Annotated in this window: 17 protein-coding genes and 2 pseudogenes; 11 read left to right on the top strand and 8 right to left on the bottom strand. The window is 68.3% G+C overall.

Annotated elements, in window-relative coordinates:
* The first annotated feature begins 252 nt into the window (after positions 1–252).
* A pseudogene (locus HGB39_RS01475) lies at positions 253–1,645 on the top strand (DUF1254 domain-containing protein).
* Positions 1,646–1,717: 72 nt separating this feature from the next.
* On the opposite strand, the gene HGB39_RS01470 reads toward HGB39_RS01475, so the two are convergent.
* Both HGB39_RS01470 and HGB39_RS01465 read right to left on the bottom strand, forming a co-directional pair.
* Positions 1,718–2,272, bottom strand: a complete 555-nt coding sequence (locus HGB39_RS01470) for a YceI family protein (protein WP_005569205.1) — start codon at positions 2,270–2,272, stop codon at positions 1,718–1,720.
* 103 nt (positions 2,273–2,375) lie between these two features.
* Entirely contained in the window at positions 2,376–2,954 is a 579-nt protein-coding gene (locus tag HGB39_RS01465) for a TetR/AcrR family transcriptional regulator (protein ID WP_005571313.1), read from the bottom strand.
* 86 nt (positions 2,955–3,040) lie between these two features.
* On the opposite strand from HGB39_RS01465, the gene HGB39_RS01460 reads away from it, so the two are divergent.
* Entirely contained in the window at positions 3,041–3,892 is an 852-nt protein-coding gene (locus HGB39_RS01460; RefSeq protein ID WP_005571312.1) for an alpha/beta fold hydrolase, read from the top strand.
* A 10-nt stretch (positions 3,893–3,902) separates the two neighbouring features.
* Here HGB39_RS01460 and HGB39_RS01455 read toward each other — a convergent pair.
* Positions 3,903–5,605: pseudogene (locus HGB39_RS01455) on the bottom strand (2-isopropylmalate synthase).
* A gap of 168 nt (positions 5,606–5,773) precedes the next feature.
* On the opposite strand from HGB39_RS01455, the gene HGB39_RS01450 reads away from it, so the two are divergent.
* Entirely contained in the window at positions 5,774–6,430 is a 657-nt protein-coding gene (locus HGB39_RS01450) for a FadR/GntR family transcriptional regulator (protein ID WP_054248600.1), read from the top strand.
* Positions 6,431–6,462: 32 nt separating this feature from the next.
* Here the strand turns inward: HGB39_RS01450 and HGB39_RS01445 are convergent, their stop codons facing one another.
* A complete protein-coding gene (locus tag HGB39_RS01445; protein WP_005258597.1) occupies positions 6,463–7,596 on the bottom strand; it encodes a lysylphosphatidylglycerol synthase transmembrane domain-containing protein in 1,134 nt (377 codons plus the stop codon).
* 28 nt (positions 7,597–7,624) lie between these two features.
* The gene (locus HGB39_RS01440) at positions 7,625–9,082 is read right to left on the bottom strand and encodes an adenylate/guanylate cyclase domain-containing protein (protein ID WP_005258596.1); all 1,458 of its coding nucleotides are present in this window, start codon (positions 9,080–9,082) and stop codon (positions 7,625–7,627) included.
* A 188-nt stretch (positions 9,083–9,270) separates the two neighbouring features.
* Here HGB39_RS01440 and HGB39_RS01435 point away from each other — a divergent pair, with 188 nt between their 5' ends.
* From HGB39_RS01435 to HGB39_RS01415, 5 genes are all read left to right on the top strand, one after another.
* On the top strand, positions 9,271–10,536 hold the full coding sequence (locus HGB39_RS01435; RefSeq protein WP_005573348.1) for an AI-2E family transporter: 1,266 nt from the start codon (positions 9,271–9,273) through the stop codon (positions 10,534–10,536).
* A complete protein-coding gene (gene macS, locus HGB39_RS01430) occupies positions 10,520–11,722 on the top strand; it encodes a MacS family sensor histidine kinase (RefSeq protein WP_005573347.1) in 1,203 nt (400 codons plus the stop codon). Before HGB39_RS01435 ends, macS begins: the two co-directional genes overlap by 17 nt.
* Positions 11,715–12,383: a response regulator gene (locus HGB39_RS01425; protein ID WP_054248598.1), complete on the top strand. Its 669-nt coding sequence runs from the start codon at positions 11,715–11,717 to the stop codon at positions 12,381–12,383. The genes macS and HGB39_RS01425 overlap by 8 nt, the downstream gene beginning before the upstream one ends.
* A 61-nt stretch (positions 12,384–12,444) precedes the next feature.
* Positions 12,445–13,095: a DUF1707 SHOCT-like domain-containing protein gene (locus HGB39_RS01420; protein WP_005574336.1), complete on the top strand. Its 651-nt coding sequence runs from the start codon at positions 12,445–12,447 to the stop codon at positions 13,093–13,095.
* A gap of 66 nt (positions 13,096–13,161) precedes the next feature.
* Positions 13,162–15,033 (top strand): DUF2339 domain-containing protein, encoded by a 1,872-nt coding sequence (locus HGB39_RS01415; protein ID WP_167118830.1) that lies wholly within the window; start codon positions 13,162–13,164, stop codon positions 15,031–15,033.
* On the opposite strand, the gene HGB39_RS01410 is transcribed toward HGB39_RS01415, so the two are convergent.
* Genes HGB39_RS01410 through trmB form a run of 3 tightly spaced genes read right to left on the bottom strand, consistent with a single transcriptional unit; the run spans position 15,008 to position 19,504 of the window.
* A complete protein-coding gene (locus HGB39_RS01410; RefSeq protein ID WP_005574339.1) occupies positions 15,008–17,989 on the bottom strand; it encodes an MMPL family transporter in 2,982 nt (993 codons plus the stop codon). The two genes, HGB39_RS01415 and HGB39_RS01410, sit on opposite strands and share 26 nt — an antisense overlap.
* Before the next feature lie 10 nt (positions 17,990–17,999).
* On the bottom strand, positions 18,000–18,731 hold the full coding sequence (locus HGB39_RS01405; RefSeq protein WP_005258582.1) for an NYN domain-containing protein: 732 nt from the start codon (positions 18,729–18,731) through the stop codon (positions 18,000–18,002).
* Positions 18,728–19,504 (bottom strand): tRNA (guanosine(46)-N7)-methyltransferase TrmB, encoded by a 777-nt coding sequence (gene trmB / locus HGB39_RS01400; protein WP_183102206.1) that lies wholly within the window; start codon positions 19,502–19,504, stop codon positions 18,728–18,730. The genes HGB39_RS01405 and trmB overlap by 4 nt, the downstream gene beginning before the upstream one ends.
* 122 nt (positions 19,505–19,626) lie before the next feature.
* Here trmB and HGB39_RS01395 point away from each other — a divergent pair, with 122 nt between their 5' ends.
* The 3 genes from HGB39_RS01395 to HGB39_RS01385 all read left to right on the top strand — a co-directional run bounded on the left by HGB39_RS01395 (position 19,627) and on the right by HGB39_RS01385 (position 22,364).
* Positions 19,627–20,502, top strand: a complete 876-nt coding sequence (locus tag HGB39_RS01395) for a hypothetical protein (protein WP_064080714.1) — start codon at positions 19,627–19,629, stop codon at positions 20,500–20,502.
* Positions 20,499–21,947 carry a GTPase Era family protein gene (locus HGB39_RS01390; RefSeq protein WP_005573541.1) on the top strand — a complete coding sequence of 483 codons (1,449 nt, stop codon included), beginning with the start codon at positions 20,499–20,501 and terminating at the stop codon, positions 21,945–21,947. Before HGB39_RS01395 ends, HGB39_RS01390 begins: the two co-directional genes overlap by 4 nt.
* Positions 21,948–22,052: 105 nt before the next feature.
* Positions 22,053–22,364, top strand: coding sequence for a DUF6802 family protein (locus HGB39_RS01385; protein WP_005258577.1), 312 nt, complete (start codon positions 22,053–22,055; stop codon positions 22,362–22,364).
* Positions 22,365–22,491 lie beyond the last annotated feature (127 nt).

Here is a 22,491-nt window from a genome sequence, read left to right as displayed (position 1 = left end):
AGAGGTGGTGCCTTCTCACAGTTCCGGCTGATCGACTTCGCGCTGATCGCGAGACCGCGCCGGCCGGAACGCGTCGCGAGCTGACGGTCGTGCGGTCACCGATCGTGGAAGGGCACGGCGTTCATACGATGACGCGGTGCGGGTCGATACGTGGGAACGCTCGCAGGTTCCTCATCCGCATCGGGTGATGCACGACCGGGGCTGATCACCGCATTGTTGTAAATCGTACGGCTCGCCCACAGTCGGGCCGGTATGGAGACCCGACGCGTATCCGAGACGAAGAACAGGATTGCCGTGACGAACCAGACGTTGTCCGATCTGGCATCTCATGCCTACATCTACGGATTTCCCCTCGTCTTCAACTTGGACCAGGTCCACCGGTATGTCCACGAGGGAGTCGGAGCGAATCCCGCAGCAGGGTTCAACACCTTCAGCCATGCGCGAGCCTTAGCCGGCCCGGCAGACACGTTCGTGACCATCAACAACGACACCGTGTACTCGATGGCCCAGATAGATCTGTCCGTGGGACCTGTCGCCCTGCACGTTCCGGACACTGCCGGCCGGTACTACGTGCTGCAGTTCGTCGACGCCTGGACCAACAACTTCGCGTACGTTGGCCACCGCGCCACCGGCACCGCCGCCGCCGATTTCCTGCTGGTGCCGCCGGGCTGGAACGCCGGCGAACCGGGCGACGCCACCGTCATCACGTTCCCTACGACCATTGCCTCGATCGTCGGCAGGTGGGGATGCTCCGGCGACGACGACCTTCCGGCTGTTCATGCATTGCAGGATTCGACCACTCTGACCGTGCTCGACGCCGGCACCCGACCCGCGGGTCTCCCGTCGCCGGATCCGACGGTCGGCACCGACCTTCGGTTCTTCGAGAAGCTACGACTGTGGTCACAGGCCTTCCCGCCGGCTACACGCGATCGCGCATTGCAGGACTCGTTCGCACCGCTCGGAATCGACCGATCCGGCCCCACTCCCTACTCGTCACCGGACGACGAGACGGCGGCAGCTCTGCGGGCAGGCTTAGCTGCCGGTCGTCAAAATCTGGACACGGTACTGAAAAAGGGGTCGAGTCCCGAAGTCAACGGCTGGAAGCTGACGTTCCACGCCTTCGACTACAACCTCGATTTCTTCGAAGTCGGTTCGCTCGACGACGCACGATTCAAGATCGAGGACCCGACCTTGCGGATCATCGAGCGGGCTGCCGCAGCCAAGGGAGGGCTCTGGGGGAATCACCCCTACGAGGCGGCATACATCATGACCTACCTCGACGATCAGGGCCGGCAGCTCACCGGTTCGAATACGTACGCACTCCGCCTCGATCCGACTCCGCCTCGATCCGACTCCGCCCGTTGACGCATTCTGGTCGCTGACCATGTACTCGGTGCCGGACTTCTTCCTGGTGAGCAACCCGATCAACCGCTATTCGATCGGTGATCGCACCCCCGGGATCGTGCGCGACGAGGAGGGGTCGTTGACCATCACCATCAGCCACACCAAACCCGCGAGTGATGCCGCGGCCGCGAACTGGTTGCCCTCTCCCGCAGGAGACTTCCGGCCCGTACTCAGAATGTACGAGCCCGCACCATCAGTGCTGGATCAGACGTACGTCATCCCACCGATCACCAGAATCTGAGACTGCGAGCGAACGACAGTCCCAGGTCGGAACGGGCACTCGTTCACTACCGCTGATATCGACGCCCATGGGTCAGGCCTGCAGGCCGGCCTCGATCTCGAGGGTGATGGTGATCTTGTCGCCGACGACGGCTCCGCCGCCTTCGAGGGGCATGTCGATGGTGATGCCGAAGTCCTTGCGGTTGAGGACGGTGGTGGCTTCGAAGCCGGCGACCGGGCCGTTGCCCATGCCGGGGTTGACGCCGTTGAATTCGAGGGCGAGCTCGACCGGGCGGGTGACGCCGTGGAGGGTGAATTCGCCGTCGACGACGTAGTCGTCGCCCTTGGCGCGGACGGCGGTGGAGGTGAAGGTGGCGGTGGGGTACTGCTCGGCGTCGAAGAAGTCGGCGGACTTGATGTGGGCGTCGCGGTCGGTGTTCTTGGTGTCGATGGATGCGACCTGGATTTCGGCGGTGACGGCGGCGGTGCCGTCCTCGGCGACGGTGATCGCGCCGGTGAAGTCGTTGAAGGTGCCGCGGACCTTGCTGACCATGAGGTGGCGGACGGCGAAGCCGACGGTGGAGTGGACGGTGTCGATGGCCCAGGTTCCGGCGGTGAGGTTGGGCAGGGTGGCGGTGGCGGTGGTCATGAAAACTCCTCGGATCGTCGACTCAATTAGTTGAATGTTCAAGTTCTTGTAGGTTCAACTATGAACCCGGTGGATTTCTTCCGCAACCCGAATGTGACGCCTGTCACTCGCGCGACGGGAGGCAGGCCCGCGCGGCGGCGAGGACCGTGGTGCCGGCGGCATCGAGCGGTTCGGTGCTGCGGAGTGCGCGGGCCAGGACGAACGCGCCCTCCAGGCTGGTGACGAAGCCGAGGATCAGACGCCGCGCATCGGTCTCGGCGAATCCGCGGGCGCGCAGCAGGGCGCTGCCCGAGTCGATCCAGCTCGTGAATACGTCGGCCGTGGCCACGCGGAGCACCTCGTTGGTGCTCGCGACCTCGAGTGCGACCGTGGCGATCGGGCATGCGTCCGCGTAATCGGTGGCCACCAGGGTCTCGCCCGCCAACCGGAACCCCACCTCGATCCCCTCGAGGATGTCGGGATGCGCGTCGAGGATGGAGAACACGAGCCGGGCGTACTCCTCGCCCGACGAGCGGATGACCTCCTCGCCGAGTTGCTGCTTGCCGCCGGGGAAGAAGTGGTAGATCGACCCGAACGGGGCGCGCGCCTCCGCCGCGACCTGTTTGAGTCCGGTCCCGGTGTATCCGTTGCGGCGGAAGAGTTCGCCGCTGGTGCCGAGGATCCGGGCCTTCGTGTCTTTCACTTTCCTGCCTCCGACCGTTGCGCTCGGTGCCTACCTGATCGTAACGTGAATTTCAGTAGAACGATCTATCAAATGGAGTGAGCGCCATGAAGCAGATCGACCTCTCCGCAGGCACCGTCGAGTACCACGACACCGGTGGCGACGGCCCCGTCCTCGTGTTCATCTCCGGACTGACGATCGACGGCACCGTGTGGCGACACGTGGTGGAGCGGCTCGTTCCGGACTTCCGCTGCATCCTCCCCATCCTCCCGCTCGGCGCGCACCGCATTCCGATGCACGAGGACGCCGACCTCTCGTTGCGCGGCCTCGGACTGCTGATCGGCGAATTCCTCGAGCGACTCGACCTCGCGGACGTCACACTCGTGCAGAACGACTGGGGCGGCGCGCAAGTGTTCATCGCGCTCGGTGACACCAGCCGCGTCGCGGCGCTCGTCCTCACGCCGTGCGAGGCGTTCGACAACTATCCGCCGGGAATTCCCGGTCGCGCGATAGGTGTCGCGGTGGCGATCCCCGGTGGCCTCGCCCTGACCATGCAGGCGTTGCGATTCCGGGCGATGCGCCGGGCGCCGGCGGCGTGGGGCTGGATGAGCAAGCGACCGGTACCGAAACCGGTGATGGACGGCTGGTTCCGGCCCGCGACCACCGACCGCCGGGTGCGGCGAGACCTGCGCAAGTACACGACGTCGCTGCCACCCAAGTCGACGCTGCTGGACTGGGCGGAAGCGAACCGGAGCTTCGACCGGCCGGTCCTCGTGCTGTGGGCCGTCGAGGACAAGGTGATGCCCCGCGACCACGGCCGGCGGTTGGCGGAACTGTACCCGCACGCCCAACTACGGGAGGTCGAGGACAGTTACACGTTGATGCCCGAGGACCGGCCGGACGTGGTGGCGGAGGCGATTCGCTCCTTTGCGGCTTCGCCGCCCGTGAGTACTTCTTAACGTCCGGCGGTTAAGAAGTACTCACGGCTCGATACACCGCCCGGATCGCGGAGGCCGTCACCGACTGATGTGAGCCCATGCCCCACACCGTCCGATCGCCGACGCGGCACTCCGCCAACGTGATCGCCGCGCTGTCGCTATCCGACTTCTGCGAGTGCTGAGTCAGGGAGAGGACGTCCACGTCCACGCCCTTCGACGCGAGGACATGGGTCATCGCCTCGACGGGGCCGGTGGCCACCGCCTCGCCCGACACTTCCACACCGTCGACGTCGAACACGACGAACAGCCGGTCACCGTCCGCGCCGTGCTCGACGGACCAGCGGCCGAGGCCGCCCCGATAGCCGTGCTCGGCGCAGAACCGTGTCCACAGTTCCTCGGCCGTGATCTCGAGCCCCGACGTGTCCGCCGCCTCCTGCACCTTCGCGGCGAAGTCGATCTGGAGCCGCCGCGGCAGCGTGACACCGTATTCGGTCTGCAGCAGGTGCGCGATGCCCCCTTGCCGGATTGGCTGTTGATGCGGATGACGGCCTGGTAGTCGCGTCCCACGTCCGCCGGGTCGATCGGCAGGTACGGCACCGCCCACGGTGCGCTCCTCGCATCCAGCCCTGCTGCTGCTGCGGACGCCCGATGCTCCGCGAATCCCTTCTTGATCGCATCCTGATGGGTACCGGAGAACGCCGTGTACACGAGGTCGCCGCCGTAGGGGTGCCGCTCGTGAACGGGAATCCGATTGCAGTACTCGACGGTTCGCCGCACCGTGTCGATGTCCGAGAGGTCGATCATCGGGTCGACGCCCTGCGCGTGCAGATTCAGGGCCAGCGTCACCAGATCGACGTTGCCGGTCCGCTCACCATTGCCGAACAGGCAGCCCTCGACCCGCTGCGCACCCGCCAGCACCGCCAGTTCGGCGCAGGCGACCCCGGTGCCGCGGTCGTTGTGCGGGTGCACCGACAGGATGACCGACTCCCGCCGCTCCAGATGCCGGTGCACGTACTCGATCTGATCGGCATACACGTTGGGCGTCGAGACCTCCACCGTGGCAGGCAGATTGTGGATCACGGGACGGTCGGGGCTCGCGTCCCACAGTCGGGTCAGGCTGTTGCACACGTCGAGCACGAAGTCCGGCTCGGTCAGGTTGAACACCTCGGGTGAGAACTCGAACCGCCGGCCCGAATGATCGCCGGCGCCGCGTGCCACCTCCTGCGCTGCATCGAAGATCAACCGGTGCAGCGCTTTCCGGTCCTTGCCGAGCACGACGGAGCGCCACGTCGGCGCCGTCGCGGTGTACATGTGCACCACGACGTTCCGCAGTCCCTCGACCGCCTCGTACGTCCTGGCGATCAGATCGTCGCGGGCCGCGGTGAAGACGACGATCGTCACGTCCTCGGGCACCAGGTCCAGACGCACGAGGTCGCGGACGAAGTCGAAATCGGTCTGGCTCGCGGACGGGTATCCGACCTCGATCTCCTTGTAGCCGATCGAGATCAGCAGTTCGAAGAACGTGCGTTTGCGCTCCGGATCCATCGGCTCGGCGAGGGCCTGGTTGCCGTCGCGCATATCGACGGGAACCCACAGCGGGGCGGTGGTCGTGCGTCGCGCCGGCCAGGTGCGGTCGAGGTCGGGGACGGGAACGCGGTCCCAGATCGCGCGGTAGCGATCGGAGGGCATCGGCGAGGGTTGGTGGGTGTTCCAGGTGGGGACGGTGCTGGTCATCACGGTCTGCTCCTCGGAAAGGGGGTGCACGAGACGACCGACGCGGCGAAACCCCGCGGCAGGGTGCCGGCCTTCAGGCCTCGCCGCGGCAGTGGAGGAGAAGTCCACGGAACGCCACGGCGCTAGACAAGGAGAAAATCACTCATCAGACAACCTGAGGAGTTCTGAGTGACCTCGTCGATACGACGCCACCTGCTGACGGACCAGGCGGCGGACCTGCTGCGCTCTCGGATCGAGAGCGGTGAATGGGAGGTCGGCGCCAAGCTCCCCGGCGAGACCACACTGGCCGCGGAACTGGGCGTCGGACGGTCGACGGTGCGCGAGGCCGTCCGGATGCTCGCGGGCCTCGGCATGCTCGAGTCGCGGCAAGGGGCCGGCGTCTTTCTCCGCGGGTCGTCGCCACGGCAGGGCTGGGACCGGGTGCTCCGGACCGAGGAGATCCGGCACGTCGTCGAGGTGCGTAACACCGTCGAGATCGAGGCGGCCCGGCTGGCCGCGGCCCGGCGCGGCGAGGACGATGTCGCGGCGCTCCGCCAGGCCCTGGACGCCCGGTCCGCAGCGTCCGGAACCGGGGCTGCCGCGTTCGTCGACGCAGACATCGCCCTGCATCGCGCGGTCGTGGTCGCGGCGCGCAACCCGGTGCTGACCGAATTGTTCGAGACGTTCGTCCCGCGGCTGCGCGAAGCGATGCTCGACCTGATGGACGTGCTGGACCTGACCGCGCACAGTGAGCCCGACGCGGACGACCACCGACTGCTGGTGGAGGCGATCGCGGACGGCGACGCCGAGCAGGCCGTCCGGATCATGCGGCTTCGCCGCCTGTGAGTACTTGTCAACGTCCGGCGGTTAAGAAGTACTCACGGCTGGGAGTCGGGCTCGGGGTCCCCGGTGTGCTTCGTGCGCTTGGTGGTCGGTGACGATTGCTCCCGGCGCTCGAACTCGAGGTCCATCTCCAGGTCCTCGTGCTGGTTGTGCCGGAACAGGATGAAGAACACCACCCAGCCGACGATCGCGACGAGGATGTAGCTCACGACGCGGTAGACGAACACCGCCGCGAGGGCCTGCGACGCGGTGGCTCCCGCCGCCGTCAGCGTCGCGATCAGGGTGCCGTCGACGAACCCCAGCCCGCCCGGCGCGAGTGGAATGCTGCCCACGGCCTTGGCCGCGGCGAACGCGATCAGCAGACCCGCGAACGACGGTTCCGCGCCCACCGCCCAGCAGGCGAAGCCGAGGCACGCGACGTCGGCGAGCCGGTGCACCGCCGACCACCCGAACGTGATGACGGAATCCCTGCGGCTCAGCTCGACCGAATCGAGCTGGCTCAGGATCTCCTTCCACCGTTCGACACCCGTCTCGGGGGGATTCTTGCGGAACTTGTTGTACCGGGTGAGCACCCAGTGTCCGATCGACTCGATCGAGTCGGGGTTACGTGAGATGTATCGCAGTCCGTAGAACAGTCCGAACGCGGCCACCAGCGACAGTGCCAGCGTGACCGGACTCACCTTGGTGCCCACCGCGAACGCGCCTGCAGCGCCGAGCAGCGCGAGGCTGCCCGCGGCGATCACTCCGGAGATCGCCAGCTGCCAGGACGCGACGATGGGGGTGGCACCCCACTTGCGGGTCTGCTTGTAGGTGAAGGCGGTGGAGAACACCTGACCGGCCGGCAGGCTCACGGCCATCGCGGTGCTCGCGTAGATCACCGACACCGACTTCAGCTGGCTGACGACGACACCACCCGCCTGCAGCAGCCGCTGCTGGACCGCGCCGTACCCGCTCAGGGAGACGGCTTGGGCTGCGATACATGCCGCGACCCACCCCCAGTGGATCTCGGTGAGTGCTTTCCACGAGTCGCTGAGGGTGGGCCACAGGTAGATGCCCTCGACGGTCAGCAGGGCCAGGAGGCCGGCGCCGAGTAGCCATTTGATCCACCAGTATCGGCTTCGCTGCCGAGGAGGCTCGGCAGTGGGCGGGTCGGATCGAGGCTGGGCCACCTGGCCAGCGTAACCAACGGGTAGCGGATTACTCCGGATAGTCCTCCGGCCAAGCCAGATGGGTGTTGCGGCGGCGCCCCCGCAACTGGACCTGTTCGCCGAGTTCCCAGTGCGCCTGTTCGTCGTCGTCCGCGAAATACAGGGCGCTCGTCGAGGCCAGCACACGGCTGGGGTGGAGCTTGGCGAGTTCGGTGAGCCGCGACGCCTCGTTGACGGGGTCGCCGATCACCGTGTACTCGAAGCGTTCGGCGGCGCCGATGTTGCCGGCGACGGCGAGGCCTGCGGAGACGCCGATACCGACGTCGAGGCCGGTGATCTCGTTCAGCGCGAACCGCAGCTCCCGGGCCGCCGCCAGCGCCGCCGTCGGTGCGTCGGGGCGGTCGAGCGGGGCGCCGAAAATCGCGAGAGCCGCGTCACCCATGAACTTGTTGACGAAGCCGTGGTGCCGGTCGATCACGTCGACGACGACGCGGAAGAACTCGTTGAGCAGGTTCACGACCTCGCCCGGGGGACGCTCCGCGGCGGCGCCGGTGGAGCCGACCATGTCGACGAACAGCACCGCGACGAACCTCGTCTCCCCGCCGAGTTCGGTACCGAACTGCAGGGCCCGCCGTGCGACGTCCTCACCGACGTGCTGACCGAACAGTTCGCGTAGCAGCCGCCGTTCATCCGATTCGCGCATCATGCGGTTGAACCCGACCTGCAGTCGCCCGATCTCGCTGCCGTCGAACACCTCGACCCGGACGTCGGTGGCGCCGCGCTGGACGCGTTCGATGGCCCGTCGCAGCTGTTTGATCGGGTCGGAGATCTGGCTGGCCGTCAGCATCGACAGCGCGAACGCCTGCGCGATCGCGATGATCGACAGCAGCATGATCGCCCACGCGAGCGCGTTCGGGGAGAACACCAGGTCGGTGGTTATCTGCGTCACGCACAGCAGGATGATGCCGATGACCGGCATCAGCGTTCCGAGACCCCACGTCATGGCCATCCGGGTACCGACACCGGGTGCCATGGTCCGGTCGAACTCGCCCTCGCTGAGCGCGCGGGCGGCCACGGGACGCAGGATGCGTTCGCCGAGCATGTAGGTGAAACCGAACGTCGTGGTCGCGGCCATGCAGACGGTGACGATCACCGCCACCGCGAGTTCCGGCATCTCGGTGATGGTGAGCAGCACGAAGATGATGCCGCCGAGGATCCACAGCACCAGGTGCACGATCGCCTGTCGCAGCGGTGCGTGCAGCGCCGACATCTGCTCGCTGCGCGTCGGCGGACCCCCACGCAACTGCCAGCGGACTACCGACCTCAGCATCATCGCCGCGGCCGTGAGACTCACCACGGCGGCGAACGCGAGATAGCCACCGAAGATCGCGACGTTGCGGACCCGGTCGGCGATAATTTCCTGCGATTCGGGGATGGGCACGCCGTAACGCACGAACGCGAAGACGAGGATGGCGCCGATGAAATTGGCGAGGAGCATCGAAACCATATAGAGCGGCCATCTGCTGCGGACCGTCGCCGCGATCGCTCTATAGGATTTCCGCACGCCGTTCAATTTAGCGGGGGGTGTACCGGGTGGCGTAGGACACGTCCCCTAAAAGGCGCATATGCGTGCCCTGCGCGCGTGTTTCGCACGCGAATCGCCCGGCACTGTCCGAACCTCGATACGCTCCGCACGTGAACGCGAACGAGCAACGCTCGGACACTGCCGCGGTAACACAGGGCGGGGGTCACCCCTCGGCGTCCGTGCACCCGGTGGTGCGGGTGGCGGCCGAATGGACGTGGCGGCTCCTCGTCATCTTCGCGGGCCTGCTGACCCTCGGATACATCGTGACCAGGCTCGACACCGTCCTCATTCCGGTGGGCCTGGCGCTGCTCTCGTCGGCGCTGCTGGTGCCGCTCGTCGACTGGTTGCAGGGCAAGGGCGTGCCGCGGTCGGCTGCCGTCCTGGTCGTCCTCATCGGTTCGATCGGCATCGTCGCCGGGATCATGACGTTCGTCGTCGAGCAGTTCATCGAAGGTCTTCCCGGCCTGACCGAACAATTCGAGGCGAGCGTCACACAGATCCAGGGGTGGCTCACGGACGGCCCGTTGCACTTCAGCGAGGATCAGATCCGGCAGGCCGGCGACTCGGTGGTGAAGTCCATCCAGGACAACCGCCAGCAGCTGACGAGTGGGGCACTGACCACCGCCACTGTCGTCGGCGAGATCTTCACCGGAGCCCTGCTGACGCTGTTCACCCTCATCTTCTTCCTCTACGGCGGATCTCAGATCTGGGAGTTCGTCACCCGCCTCGTCCCCACCGCGTCGCGGCGACGGGTCCGGCTGGCGGGGAGTCAGGGGTTCGGCTCGCTGATCGGGTACGTCCGGGCCACGGTGGCGGTGGCCGCCGCGGACGCCATCGGAATCGGCGCGGGACTGGCGATTCTGGGAGTTCCGCTCGCCCTGCCGCTGGCGTCGCTCGTGTTCATCGGTGCGTTCATCCCGATCGTCGGTGCGTTCCTCACCGGGTTCCTCGCTGTGCTGGTTGCCCTCGTCACCAAGGGATTCCTCACCGCGCTGATCGTGCTCGGCATCATCATCGGGGTGATGCAACTCGAGGCCCACGTGCTGCAACCCCTGCTGCTCGGCCGCGCGGTCCGGTTGCACCCGCTCGCGGTGGTGCTGGCCATCACCACCGGCATCGTGCTCGCCGGGATCGTCGGCGGCCTCCTGGCGGTGCCGATCGTCGCGCTGCTGAACACGGCGGTGCGCTCGCTCATGTCCGCGGATCCCGAGGCCACCTACGACGCACTCGAGGTCGACGACCCGGCAGTCCCGCTCTATCCCGCCGAGGCCGACGTCCCGCACCCGCCGCATCCCGCCCACCCGCGCCTCGACGACCCGCACTTCGACGACCCGCACTTCGACGACACCGCCCAGACCCATGACCGACCGGAATGAGCACCGCACCCGCCTGCACTACCGGCCGCGGGCCGCGACCGAGCTCGACACCCAGCCGGACGCACCGCTGTGGCGGGCGGCGCAGGCGTTCCGCCTCGTCACGCTGGTGTACGCGATCAGCTACCAGATCGTGTCGGTGCAGTACTACACCCATCAGCGGCTGAGCTGGTTCCTCGTCGCCCTGATGGCGGTGTGGTCGGGACTCTCGGCCGTCCTGCTGTCCCACGGGAAGGTCCCGCGCTACCAGGTGGTGATCGCCGACCAGCTGATCGTCATCGCGCTGATGGTGTCGACTCGCCTTGTCGCCGATCATGATTGGTACAACCACCATCAGACGCTGCCGACGACGCTGTGGGTCACCAACGCGGTGATCTCCGCCGCCGTCTTCGGCGGGCCGTGGCTCGGGATGGCGTCCGGTGTGCTGATGGCGACGGTGAGCGCGGTGGTGCGCGACCAGGTCAACCTCGACCTGTGGCGGGACGCGACGGCGCCGGTGCTGGTGTCGGTGGGGCTGGCGCTCGGGCTCGCCACCACCACCGCGAGGCGTGCGCAGGCCCAACTGGAGCAGGCGGTGCGGTTGGCCGCCGCCACCGAGGAACGGGAACGACTCGCCCGTGAGGTGCACGACGGCGTCCTGCAGGTGCTCGCGCTCGTCCGCCGCCGCGGCAACGAGATCGGGGGACCCGCAGCCGAACTCGCGGATCTCGCCGGCGAGCAGGAGGTGGCGCTGCGCATGCTCATCTCCGAGCAGGGCGCGGGTGTGGCGTCGGATCTGGGTGGAAGCTTGATCGATCTGCGACTGTTGCTGGGCACGCGGGCGAGCACCACGGTGTCCGTGTCGACCCCGGCGGATCCGGTGACGATCGAGCGCGACCGGGCGACGGAACTCGTCGCGATCGTCGACACGGCACTGTCCAACGTCGCACTGCACGCGGGGACCGGCGCCCGGGCGTACGTGCTGCTGGAGGATCTGGGCGACGAGGTGATCGTCAGCGTCCGCGACGACGGCAGCGGAATCGCCCCGGGACGGCTGGCCGAAGCGGAGGCGGAAGGCCGCATGGGAGTATCGAAATCCATTCTGGGCCGCGTCGGCGCGCTCGGCGGCACCGCCGAACTCGACACCGAACCCGGTCAGGGCACCGAATGGGAGATCCGCGTGCCGAAGGGAGACGAAACGCATGGGTGAGACGGAGACCGGCGAGCAGATCACCGTGATGGTCGTCGACGACCACCCGATGTGGCGGGACGCGGTGGCCCGCGACCTCGAAGGCGCCGGGTTCACCGTGGTCGCCACGGCCGACGGCGTCGCCGCGGCGGGACGTCGGGCCGCCGCGACCCGTCCCGGCGTCGTGCTCATGGACATGCAACTGCCCGACGGAAACGGCGCCGCGGCCACCGCCGCCGTCCTCCAGGTGTCGCCGGACAGCCGGGTGCTGGTGCTGTCGGCCTCGTCCGAGCGTGACGACGTCCTCGACGCCGTCAAGGCCGGTGCGTCCGGGTACCTCGTGAAGAGCGCGTCCGTGGAGGAGCTGCTGGACGCGGTGCGGGCCACCGCGGCCGGACAGGCGGTGTTCACACCGGGGCTTGCCGGACTCGTGCTGGGGGAGTACCGCCGGATGTCGAGTGCGCCCGCCGACGAGCAGGGTCCTGCCATCCCCCAACTCACGGAACGGGAGACCGAGGTTCTGCGGTTCGTCGCGAAAGGGCTCAGCGCCAAGCAGATCGCGACCAAGCTGTCGCTGAGTCACCGCACCGTCGAGAACCACGTCCAGGCCACGCTCCGCAAGCTGCAGCTGGCCAACCGCGTCGAGCTGACCAGGTACGCCATCGAGCAGGGCCTCGAGTAGCCGTGAGTACTTGTTAACCGCGGGCGGTTAACAAGTACTCACGGGCGCTAGCCTGGTCGGTATGGAGGCACGGGACCTACGCGTATCGGATGCGGAGCGCGAACACGTCGGCGAATTGTTGCAGCGGGCGGTGGGCCAGGGGATGCTCTCGCTCGGTGAGTTCACCGAACGGATGGACACGGCACTCGCCGCGAAGACGCGGGCAGAGCTGAACGTCGTGCTGGTGGATCTGCCGGGAATCCAGCTGATCTCCGACTTCACGCCGCCGCCGTACCCCGACCAGCCGTATGTGTCTCGACCGGCGCCGCCGGTTCCGCCGGTCGCGCACCGGTCGCCCGCGCCACCGCCGGGCGAGGTCATCCGGGGCCGGATGTCGTCGGTCAGCCGCACCGGCTCCTGGAACGTTCCCCCCGCCCTCGAGGTGAACACCCGGCTGTCGACGGTGACGCTCGACTTCACGCGGGCCGTCATGACCACGCAGGTGGTGCACGTGACGATCGACGACTATGCGAGCACGATCTCGCTGATCGTGCCGGAAGAGGCGACGGTCGACCTCAACGGCGTGGAAACGGTAGGTGGTTCCGCGACCAACAAGGTGCGGACCGGCCCGCCCATCGGCCCGCTGCACGTCGTCGTGCGAGGCAAGGTGAGGTTCGGGAACGTGACGGCCAAACACCCTTTCGGCACCTCGATTCGCCGAATGTTCGGGTAGCACGACGCAGGTCTCTCGAGTAGGCCTACTCATGTGTGGGTGCCGTCGCCGCAGGACGATTGATCCATGTCCACACCTGGTACTCCTTCGATCGACCCCCGGTTGGTCGCGCAGCTCTCCGGTGACTTCTCGGCGCTCGGGCAGCAGATGCGTCACGTGGGTGAGAACCTCGCCGTCCTGCAGGCGCAGCTCGCGAGCGTCCCGCGGCCCCAGCCGCAACCCCAACCCCAGCCGCAACCCCAGCCGGCGTCGCAGCCGATGTACCGACCCCCGGTCGCCCAGCCGCCCCCGCCGCTCGCACCGGCCGTCCCGTACCGTCCCGCTCCGCCGCCACCTCCCCGGGTGGCTCGCGAACCCTGGTGGCAGCGCGACGGGGTGATCAGCCGCGTGCTGGCCGTCGCCGGCGTCGCCGTCACCCTGATCGGTGTCGTGATGCTGCTCGTGCTGGCGGCGCAGGCCGGCTTCTTCGGTCCGGAACTGCGCGTCGTGGCGGGCGGGTTGTTCTCGGCCGGTCTCGTTTACACCGGTACCCGCGTCTTCGGACGGCCCGGCGGCCGGGTCGGCGGGATCGCGCTCGCGGCGACGGGTATTGCCGGCGCCTACCTCGACGTCGTGGCCGTGGCGGTCGTCTATCACTGGTTGCTGCCGGTGCTCGCCATGGTCGTGGCACTCGGGATCGCGGGAGCCGGTGTCGCACTGGCGGTCAGGTGGGGTTCGCAACCCCTCGCGCTGCTCGTGGTGACCGGCGCCGCCGTGCTCGCACCCGTCCTCACCGACGGCATCACGCTCACCCTCATCGGATTCCTGTTCGTCATCCAGGTCGCCAGCTTCCCCTCGCAACTCGGTCGCGACTGGCTGTACCTGGCGATCGCACGGACGTGCCCGGTGGTGATCGCGCTGCTGATCGCGATCGCGAGTTCCGGACTGTCCGACCGACCGGAGAGGTTCTGGCTGCTCGCGTCCGCCGCCCTGGTCGCCCTGTTCGGGCTCGTCTCGTCGATCATCCTGTTGCGCAGCAACTCCCGTGACGTCACTGCGACCGCGATGATCGTCACGACGGCCGTCCCGACGCTGGTGATCGGCCACCTCTTCGACCGGCTCGGGTCCACGCTGATCGCGCTGGCATTGGCCGCCGCGATGTTCGCCGCGTTCGCGTCGGCGCGGTCGTTGCCGGGACACGCACGGATCGCGCTCGCGGGCGTGGGTACCCTCGCTCTGCTCGAGGCCTGCCTCATCGGTTCGAGCGAAGACCTCGCGCCGCTCGTCCTGCTCGGGGTGGCGGCACTGTTCCTCACCATCGGCGGGCAGGCGGAGTCGCGGATCGCGTATGCCGTCGGCGCAGTGTTCACCGTCGTCGGCGGGTTCGCCTTCGTGATCACCGCGCCGCCGTTCGTCCTCGTCGACGAGTACAGCGCGCTCGACTCGCTCGGGGTGACCACGGTGCTGTCCTCGCTGGTGCTGGCGGGAACCGTGTTCCTGTTCGTCTGGTACGCGCACACGCTGAAGCTGCTGAGCGACAACACCGCCCAGCCGTGGTGGGTGCTCGCCGGGCTGGTGATCCTGTACGCCGTCACCACCGCGACGGTGTCCGCGGGAACGGCGCTCACCGGGACGTCCGCAGGATTCATCGCCGGACACTGCGCTGCGACCATCGCGTGGATGGCGGCGGCGACGGCGGCGCTGGTGTTCGGACTGGCCCGCCGCGACTACGCGCACACCGCGCTCGGCGTCGGGCTCGGACTGACCGCCGCAGCGCTGGCCAAACTGTTCCTGTTCGACCTGGCCACCCTCGACGGCCTGTTCCGCGTCCTCGCGTTCCTCGTGGTCGGTCTGCTGTTACTCCTCGCCGGCACCCGCTACGCGCGTGAGTTCGCGGAGCGGGAGGCCGGACGGGGAACGCCGAACGGCTCCGTCAGCGCCGGTTCTGCCGAGCGATGAGCTCGCTGACGCTGACGGCGTTGCCGTCGTCCGCGCGGTGCCTGCCGCTCGAGGCGTCGTCCGGATCGACGGGCGGTTCCTCGACGCTGCGGCGACGCGAGCCGTTGGTCGGGGCGCCGTTGGGTGGGGTTCCGTTCGCGGGCGAGCCGTTGCTGCGCCTGCTGCCGTTCACGGGTTCCGAAGGCTCGGCGGCACGGCGCCTCGACGGAATCGGCGGCACCGGGCGGGCAGGAGACGACTGGGGGGTCTCCTGCTCGTACGGTGCGGGCACCGAGCGCGGCGAGCGGGTCGGCAGTGACGGCGCCGACGCACTGGGTCGCGGTTCGGCGGGTGAGGAGATCGGCCGCGGTTCGGCGGCCGACGTGGACCGGAGGTCCGCGAGCCAACTCTCGATCGGACGCGACTCGGTGGCCGGACCCGGGGCGGGGGCCGCCGGACGGGGCCGCGGAGCAGGACGCGACTGCGGTGCGGGCCGCGACTGCGGTGTGGGACGCGACTGCGTCGGGGCCGGACGCGGCGGAGCAGGCTGCGGCAGCACAGTGGTCTGCGGTTCCGCGGTCGGCGTGTCCTCGATCTCCTCCGGTGCCCGAGCGGGACGGCCGGTCGCCGACCGGCGAGCCTCGTTCTGCGCCCGGCGCGCCTTCGCGTCGTCCTCGGACATCTTCGCGGCCAGCGCCCGTGCGGTGACCAACGGGATCGGCTCGGTGAGCGGTTCCGGTTTCCGGGGTGCGGGCGGCGCCGCGAGCTTGCGCTGCGGCGGGACGGCACCGATCGGGGTGAGCTCCGGGACGTCGGTGGGCATCAGCTCGTTGTCGAGGATGGGCTCACCGAGACCCGTCTTCTCCTGGATCCGCTTCATCCACGCCGGCGCCCACCAGCAGTCGTCGCCGAGGAGCTTCATCGTGGCCGGCACGAGGAACATACGGATGAGGGTCGCGTCGATGATCAGCGCGGCGATCATGCCGTAGGAGATGTACTTCATCATCACCAGTTCCGAGAACCCGAACGCGCCCGTGACGACGATGAGGATGAGCGCGGCCGCGGTGATGATGCGGCCCGTGTGCGCCGTGCCGATGCGGATCGACTCCGTCGTACTGGCCCCCTGCGCCCGCGCCTCGACCATGCGCGAGAGCAGGAACACTTCGTAGTCGGTGGACAGGCCGTAGACGATCGCGATGATCAGCACCAGCACCGGCGACATGATCGGGCCGGGGGTGAAGTTCAACCACTCCGAGCCGTGACCGTCGATGAAGATCCACGTCAGGATGCCGAGCGTGGACCCGAGGCCCAGCGCGCTCATCAACGCCGCCTTGATCGGCAGCACCAGCGAACCGAACGTCAGGAACATCAGCAGCGTCGTCAGGACGAGGACGGAGATCACCATCGTGGGCAGGTGGTCGAGCAGCGCGGCGATACTGTCCTGCTCGATCGCCGGGGTGCCGCCCACCAGTACCTGCACGCCGTCCGGACTGTCCATGGCGCGCAGATAGTCGATGGTCGGCTTCGACTCGTTGCGGTCGACGAGGCCTGCCTTGAGGACGACCACACCGTCCTTGGCCGCGCCCTCCGGGGTGAATCGCTCGATCAGCCCCGGCGCGCCACTGGCTTCCTTGATGATCTGGCCGAGCGCCTTGTTGTCGGCGTCGGACACGACGAGCTTGACCGGTTCGGTGCGCAGATTCGGGAAGATCTCGTCGAACTGTTCCTGCGCGGCGCGGGTCGAGCTGTCCGGGGGAAGGTAGGTCTCGTTGATGCCACCGAACTTGATGCCCGTCAGCGGCACGATCAGTAGGAGCAGACCGACGACGATCGGGATGGTGACCTTGAGCGGGTTACGCATCACCCAGCGGGTGAGCCGGCCCCAGATGCTCGCCTCGATCTCCTCGGTGTTCTTGGTCTGACGGAAACGGTCGAGGCTGAGGGCGTCGATGCGCTTGCCGAGGATGCCGAGGATCGCGGGCAGGATCGTGATCGACGTCAGCGCCGCCAGGCCGACAGTCGCGATGGCGCCGTAGGCGACGGACTTCAGGAAGCCCTGCGGGAACAGCAGCAGACCGCCGAGGCTGGCGACGATCATCGTCGCCGAGAAGACCACGGTGCGGCCCGAGGTCATCACCGTGCGGCGGACGGCGGAGCGGGTGTCGTACCCCTCCGCCATCTCTTCTCGGAACCGGCTGACGATGAACAACCCGTAGTCGATGGCCAGACCCAACCCCACGAGGGAGACCACGGGCGCGACGAACGAGTTGACCTCGGTGAAGTTGGTGATCAACCGGACGACGCCGTTGGCCCCGACCACGGTCAGGCCGCCGATGATCAGCGGCAGCGCCGCCGCGACGACACCACCGAACACGAAGAACAGCAGAATGCCGACGGCCGGGATCGCGAGGATCTCCATTCGCCTGATGTCTTTGGCCATCGTGTCGTTGAGCGCACCCGACACGGGCTGGAGTCCGGCGAGTTGCACGTCGACGCCGTCGATGTAGAACTCGTCCTTGACGTCGCGGAAATTGGCCGTGACCTCGGTGTCGTTGTCGCCGACGATCGCGATGCTCTCGATCGCGTGCTGCTTGTCGGCGTCCGCGGCGGACGCCAGCTGCGGTGCGCTGCCGACCTTGAAGTAACCGCCGTTGATCTTGAGGATCTTGTCCGGGTGTTCCGCGGCCAGCCGTTCGAGGTTTTCGACGACCTTCGCCTGGAACTCGGGGTCTTCGATCGTCTTGCCCTCGGGCGCCGTATAGAGCGCCACGACGTCGCTGTTGGTGTCGCGACCGAAGGTGCCGTCAGCCAGCTTGGCCGCGGCGACCGACTCCGAGCCCGGATCGTCCCAGCCGCTCTGGCTGAGATGCTTCTCGAGGCCCAGGCCGTACGCGGCCGAACCGAGCAACAAGGCAACCATGATGCCGATGACGGTGAATCGGGCCCGGTAGACGACGCTTCCCCAGCTCGCGAACACTGATCAACTCCTACTCGGCAGCACTCTTCCGCCCGACGAGCAGGGCGGAAAGCGGTCGGAACGGCTGCAACCAGGCACCCTCGTCGGGCAGTGTGTCGAGGCTGACCCGAGGGAGTGGCTCCCGGAACACGCCGGGGATGTCCTCGAGATCGACGAAGTCCAGAAGGTCGGACGCGACCGCCCAGCTGGCGTGCTCGCGGAACCCGAGTATCTGGACCGGAATGCCGGTCGCGGCGATGTCCTCCAACGGTTCGCGAAACGCTTGACCGTCGGCGGAGGCGACCATGACACCGGCCAGCCCCTCGCCGTGACGAAGCGCGATGTGGTCGAGCATGTCGGAATCGACGTCGCTGTCCTCATCGATCTTCGGCTTGGCGAACACCGCGAAGCCCACATTACGCAAGGCTTCGACCCACGGTCTCACGACATCGGCGCTGCCAGCCGCGATGTTGGTGAAGACCGTCGCCTCGGGTTCGAGTGTGTCGGTGCCGGACGCGGACAGTTCCGCGGTCCGGGAGAGCAGCCAGCGGCCGAGCGCGTCGAATCGTGGCCGGTAGGCAGCCGTGGGCCGGCCGCCGAGGATGGCGCCGAGGCCCATGTCGAGGTTCGGGGCGTCCCAGACGAGGAGGACCCGCTTCTGGTGGCGTCCGTCACGTGCACCTGCCACGGGAGATCCTGACGACACGGCGGTGCCTGCCGGGACCGCGCCGGCTATGTCGGAGTACTGCTCGCTGACGCTCATGACCTGATCTTCCCCCAAATCAACTCGGTGATCGCACTGCCGACCTGGTGGGCCTTGTCCTCGAACTTCGTCACCGGACGCTCGTGCGTCATCGGCGATTCCCAGTCGAGGGAGGTCAGGAGGGGTTCCGCGTTGCCTGCCTCGGCGATGGCCTCGGCGTACTCGGCGTGATCTGTTGCGACATGCAACACACCGCCGGCCTTCAGCCGGCTCGCGATCAGGGCGAAAGTGGGGGACTGCAGCAGGCGCCGCTTGTGATGGCGGGCCTTCGGCCACGGGTCCGGGAAGAAGACACGGACTCCGGTGAGCGATTCCGGCTCGATCATGTTCTCCAGGACATCCATGGCGTCGCCGCGCAGGACCCGGATGTTCGGGATCTCGTCCCGTTCGATCTGTTGAAGCAACTGTGCGAGGCCGGGCCGGTAGACCTCGACGGCGATGAGGTTCACGTGGGGTTCGGCCTTCGCCATCGCCGCGGTGGCGGTACCGGTGCCCGAGCCGATCTCGAGGATCAGAGGGGCGTCGCGGCCGAACCACGTCGGCGCATCCAGGCGATTGTCCGAGACGTCCGCGCCGATCTCGGGCCATTGCCGGTCCCATGACTCCTGCTGCGCAGCGGTCAGGGCGCCCCTGCGCGAGCGGAAACTGGTCACCCTCGGGTGGAGACGAGACCCCTTCGAGTCCTTCGTCTGCCCCTCCTCGGGGACGGCGGGTGCATCCTGATCAGCGTGGTTCACCGGACCATTGTCACGCATGAGGGGCGTTTCCGGCATACGGGTCTGAAGTTCACCTTGAGACTTTTTCGATAATCCGGTGCCCAGCCTGCACGGTTGCCCACGCCGATTCGGGGCGAGTCTGACAGAATCGGCGCGGGACGAAGGGGGGTGACTGCGTCATGGGCACTGCAGATGCCGGGGGCGGGGAACTGGCGGATCTCGCCGAACGAGTGGCGGCACTGGACGGGGTTGCCGGCGACCGTGTGCGCGGCGCCGTGGCCGCGTTTCGGGCGCCGATCCGGGTCCAGACCGCGGGTCGAGCGGGTGTGGGCAGGTCGACCGTGGCCTCGGCGCTGACCGCGAACGGGATCGCCGACGCCGTCGTGGAGGAAGCGGACGCCGTCGACGTGCCCGGCGCGCCCGACCCCACGCTGGATGGCGACGTCGTGGTCTACGTCCTCGTCGAGTCGGTGCGCGACGCCGACCGGGACGCCGCGCGGACGCTGGATCCGGCGCAGGCTCTGTTCGTCCTCAACAAGTCGGACACGTTGGGCGCGTCGCGCGCGGCAGCCGACGCCTGGGCGACGGCGACCGCGCGTGCCGCCGAGTGCTCGGAGGAAGGCGGCCTCCCGGCTCTGCCCCTCATCGGAACGCTCGCGATCGAAGGGCCGGCACCGGAGTCCGGGATCGACGCGGTGTCGGCCGCCGTCGCCGATCGGGTCACACGATCCCGGGCACGCCGCGCCGAGACCCTGCTGAACACACTGCGGTCGCAGGCGGCGCGCAGCCCGGCATCCCGCGACGTGCTGGAGCGGTATCTCGCCGGCGACCATGCTGCCGCGCTCGCGGCCGCCGCGGCCAGGCTTCATCTCGCCGATTGCGTCGCGGAGGCGCCAGGGTCGCCGTCCAGCGCCGCGGACGCCGCCCGGTGCGCGGACTGGTGGCGGGCGCAACTCGCCCGGCAACCGACGGCCCGCCGGCGCCGGGCGGTCGTCGACGTCCGGCGTCACTACGTTCGGGTCTGGCAGCAGCTGAGCGGCAGCCCCGGAACGTGACGACGCAACAGCTGTCGGATCTGCCCGCCGAGACCGTCGACGTGGTGACGCGATGGAACCCCGACGGCGTCGCCCGCTTGAAGTCCGGTGAAGCCTCGCAGCGCGGTGTGTTCGTGGCGGGGCCGCGGCGCTCCGGGAAGACCACGCTCGTGGGCGGGCTCCGCGCTCTCGACGCGTCCGCGCTCACATTCGTGGAGGACCCGATCGACGCCCGCGTGGTCCTGATGGTGCTCGATGCCGCGGCACCACTCGGACGGGAGGAGCTGTCCGTTCTGGACGTCGTCGCGCGACCGGCCTGTCCGGTGGTCTTCGCGCTCTCCAAGACCGATGTCCACCGGAACTGGGCAGGGGTGAGCGAACGCAACCGGGCCCTCCTCGCCCGGCATGCGGCGCGGTTCGCCGACGCAGAGATCCACCCGGTGGCGGCGGGGGGCTCCGGGGCCGAGGCGCTGCTCGCGGCACTCCTGCGTGCCGTCCGCGCCCAGGCCCCCGACCCGCGTTCCGTCACCGAGGCCGTGCTCGAGCAGACCCGGCGCATGATCGCGGCCACTGCCCGGTCCGTGCGGGAGACCGAGCCCGGCGCGGAACTGCGCGCCGAGCGGGTTCGCGCGATGACGCTGCGGGACGGCAGGCGCACCGAACGGGTCGCGCAGCTCCGCGGTCAGGTCCAGCTCGCGAAGGTCGAGTTGATGCACGAGGTGGCCGCACAGTTTCGCGCGGCCGGAACGACCGCGCGCGCCGAGATCGACCGTGCCGGCCGCGGGACGCTCGAGGGCTACCCCGACCGGCTGGCCGAAATGGTGCGCGAGCGAAGTGGTGCGGTCGATGCCGCGGTCGCCGCGCGCCTCGACGACCTGCGGTCGCGGGTCGGCGTCACCGTGTCCGCGGCCGACACCGCCGTTCCGCTGCCGGAGCCGGTTGCGCCGGACGGGCCCGAGCCGCGACACCGCGGACTCGAAGACCGGATGACGATCCTGATCGGTGCGTCCGCCGGGCTCGGTCTGGGCAGGCTGGTGGTCTCGCCGCTGTCGATGGTGCCCGCGCTGGACATCGCGACCATCCCGCTCACCCTCGCGCTGGGAGCCGTCGCGGCGTGGTGGCTGACCCGGGCGCGCGGGCACGTCGCCGAGCGTGCCCACGTGCGGCAGTGGGCCACCGAGGCGCTGGTGCACGTGCGGTCCCAGTGGGAGCAGTTCGTCCTCGCTCGGTTGCTCGCGGCCGAGGCTCAGGCGAGTGAGGCGATCATCGCCGACAGCCGGGTCTGCGCCCGGGACGTCGACGAGCGGGTCGCGCAGATCGAGGGTGAACTGCGTCGCCTCGCCGCGAGGCGCAACGGGCAGCTGTCGTCCTGTGAACGTGACCTCGGGGCCGTCGACCGGGGGCTGCAGGAGGTCCGCAGGCAGTCGGGGGAACCGAATCGCCGCATCGAACGTCTGAATACATAGGTACCTGACCGGTGTTCGCCCGCTTTCGTGTGGGATCGTGTTGAATTATCTTGATATGTCTTGATTTGTGCGGGAAACTGGTCCGAAATGTGAAGGGAGACCGCGGTGGCGACGACTGAGAGTTTTCTGGTCCCGGACGTGCCGGACGTCGATCCGAACACTTTCGGTCACGATTCCGGGGCGGTCGCGCTCACCGATCCGACCCACGACATCGACGGAGACGGCGTCCTCGACACCCAGACCTTCGACGCGGGCGACGCCGTCGTCATCGCCTCCGACCTCGACTCGGACGGCGACGCAGACCATCTGACGATGATCCACGAGGACGGCGAGTACGCGTCTTGGGAGTTTCGCCGCGACGGCGACGGCGTCGTGCACTGGCAGCAGACCGATGGTGGGACTCTCGGTAACGGCTGAACACCTCCGAAATCCGCACTGCAGACGCGGGAAAGGCCCCTGGTAGCTCTACTGAATCGTTTCTGTGACCATTCCAACCGCACCCGATTCCCCGAGATGGGACTCGCGGCGTTAACCTCTAGGGATA

Source organism: Rhodococcus opacus (assembly GCF_012396235.1).
Classification (GTDB): Bacteria; Actinomycetota; Actinomycetes; order Mycobacteriales; family Mycobacteriaceae; genus Rhodococcus_F; species Rhodococcus_F opacus.
Note: the sequence above shows the minus strand (reverse complement) of the source record. Positions and strands in the feature narration are given on the sequence as shown.

Bases quoted from the DNA above. Each gene is read 5' to 3' on its own strand.
- HGB39_RS01420 (WP_005574336.1), top strand. From the start codon at position 12,445: ATGGAGGCACGGGACCTACGCGTATCGGATGCGGAGCGCGAACACGTC.
- HGB39_RS01395 (WP_064080714.1), top strand. From the start codon at position 19,627: ATGGGCACTGCAGATGCCGGGGGCGGGGAACTGGCGGATCTCGCCGAA.
- HGB39_RS01470 (WP_005569205.1), bottom strand. From the start codon at position 2,272: ATGACCACCGCCACCGCCACCCTGCCCAACCTCACCGCCGGAACCTGG.
- HGB39_RS01425 (WP_054248598.1), top strand. From the start codon at position 11,715: ATGGGTGAGACGGAGACCGGCGAGCAGATCACCGTGATGGTCGTCGAC.
- HGB39_RS01460 (WP_005571312.1), top strand. From the start codon at position 3,041: ATGAAGCAGATCGACCTCTCCGCAGGCACCGTCGAGTACCACGACACC.
- HGB39_RS01440 (WP_005258596.1), bottom strand. From the start codon at position 9,082: ATGGTTTCGATGCTCCTCGCCAATTTCATCGGCGCCATCCTCGTCTTC.
- HGB39_RS01415 (WP_167118830.1), top strand. From the start codon at position 13,162: ATGTCCACACCTGGTACTCCTTCGATCGACCCCCGGTTGGTCGCGCAG.
- trmB (WP_183102206.1), bottom strand. From the start codon at position 19,504: ATGCCGGAAACGCCCCTCATGCGTGACAATGGTCCGGTGAACCACGCT.
- macS (WP_005573347.1), top strand. From the start codon at position 10,520: ATGACCGACCGGAATGAGCACCGCACCCGCCTGCACTACCGGCCGCGG.
- HGB39_RS01405 (WP_005258582.1), bottom strand. From the start codon at position 18,731: ATGAGCGTCAGCGAGCAGTACTCCGACATAGCCGGCGCGGTCCCGGCA.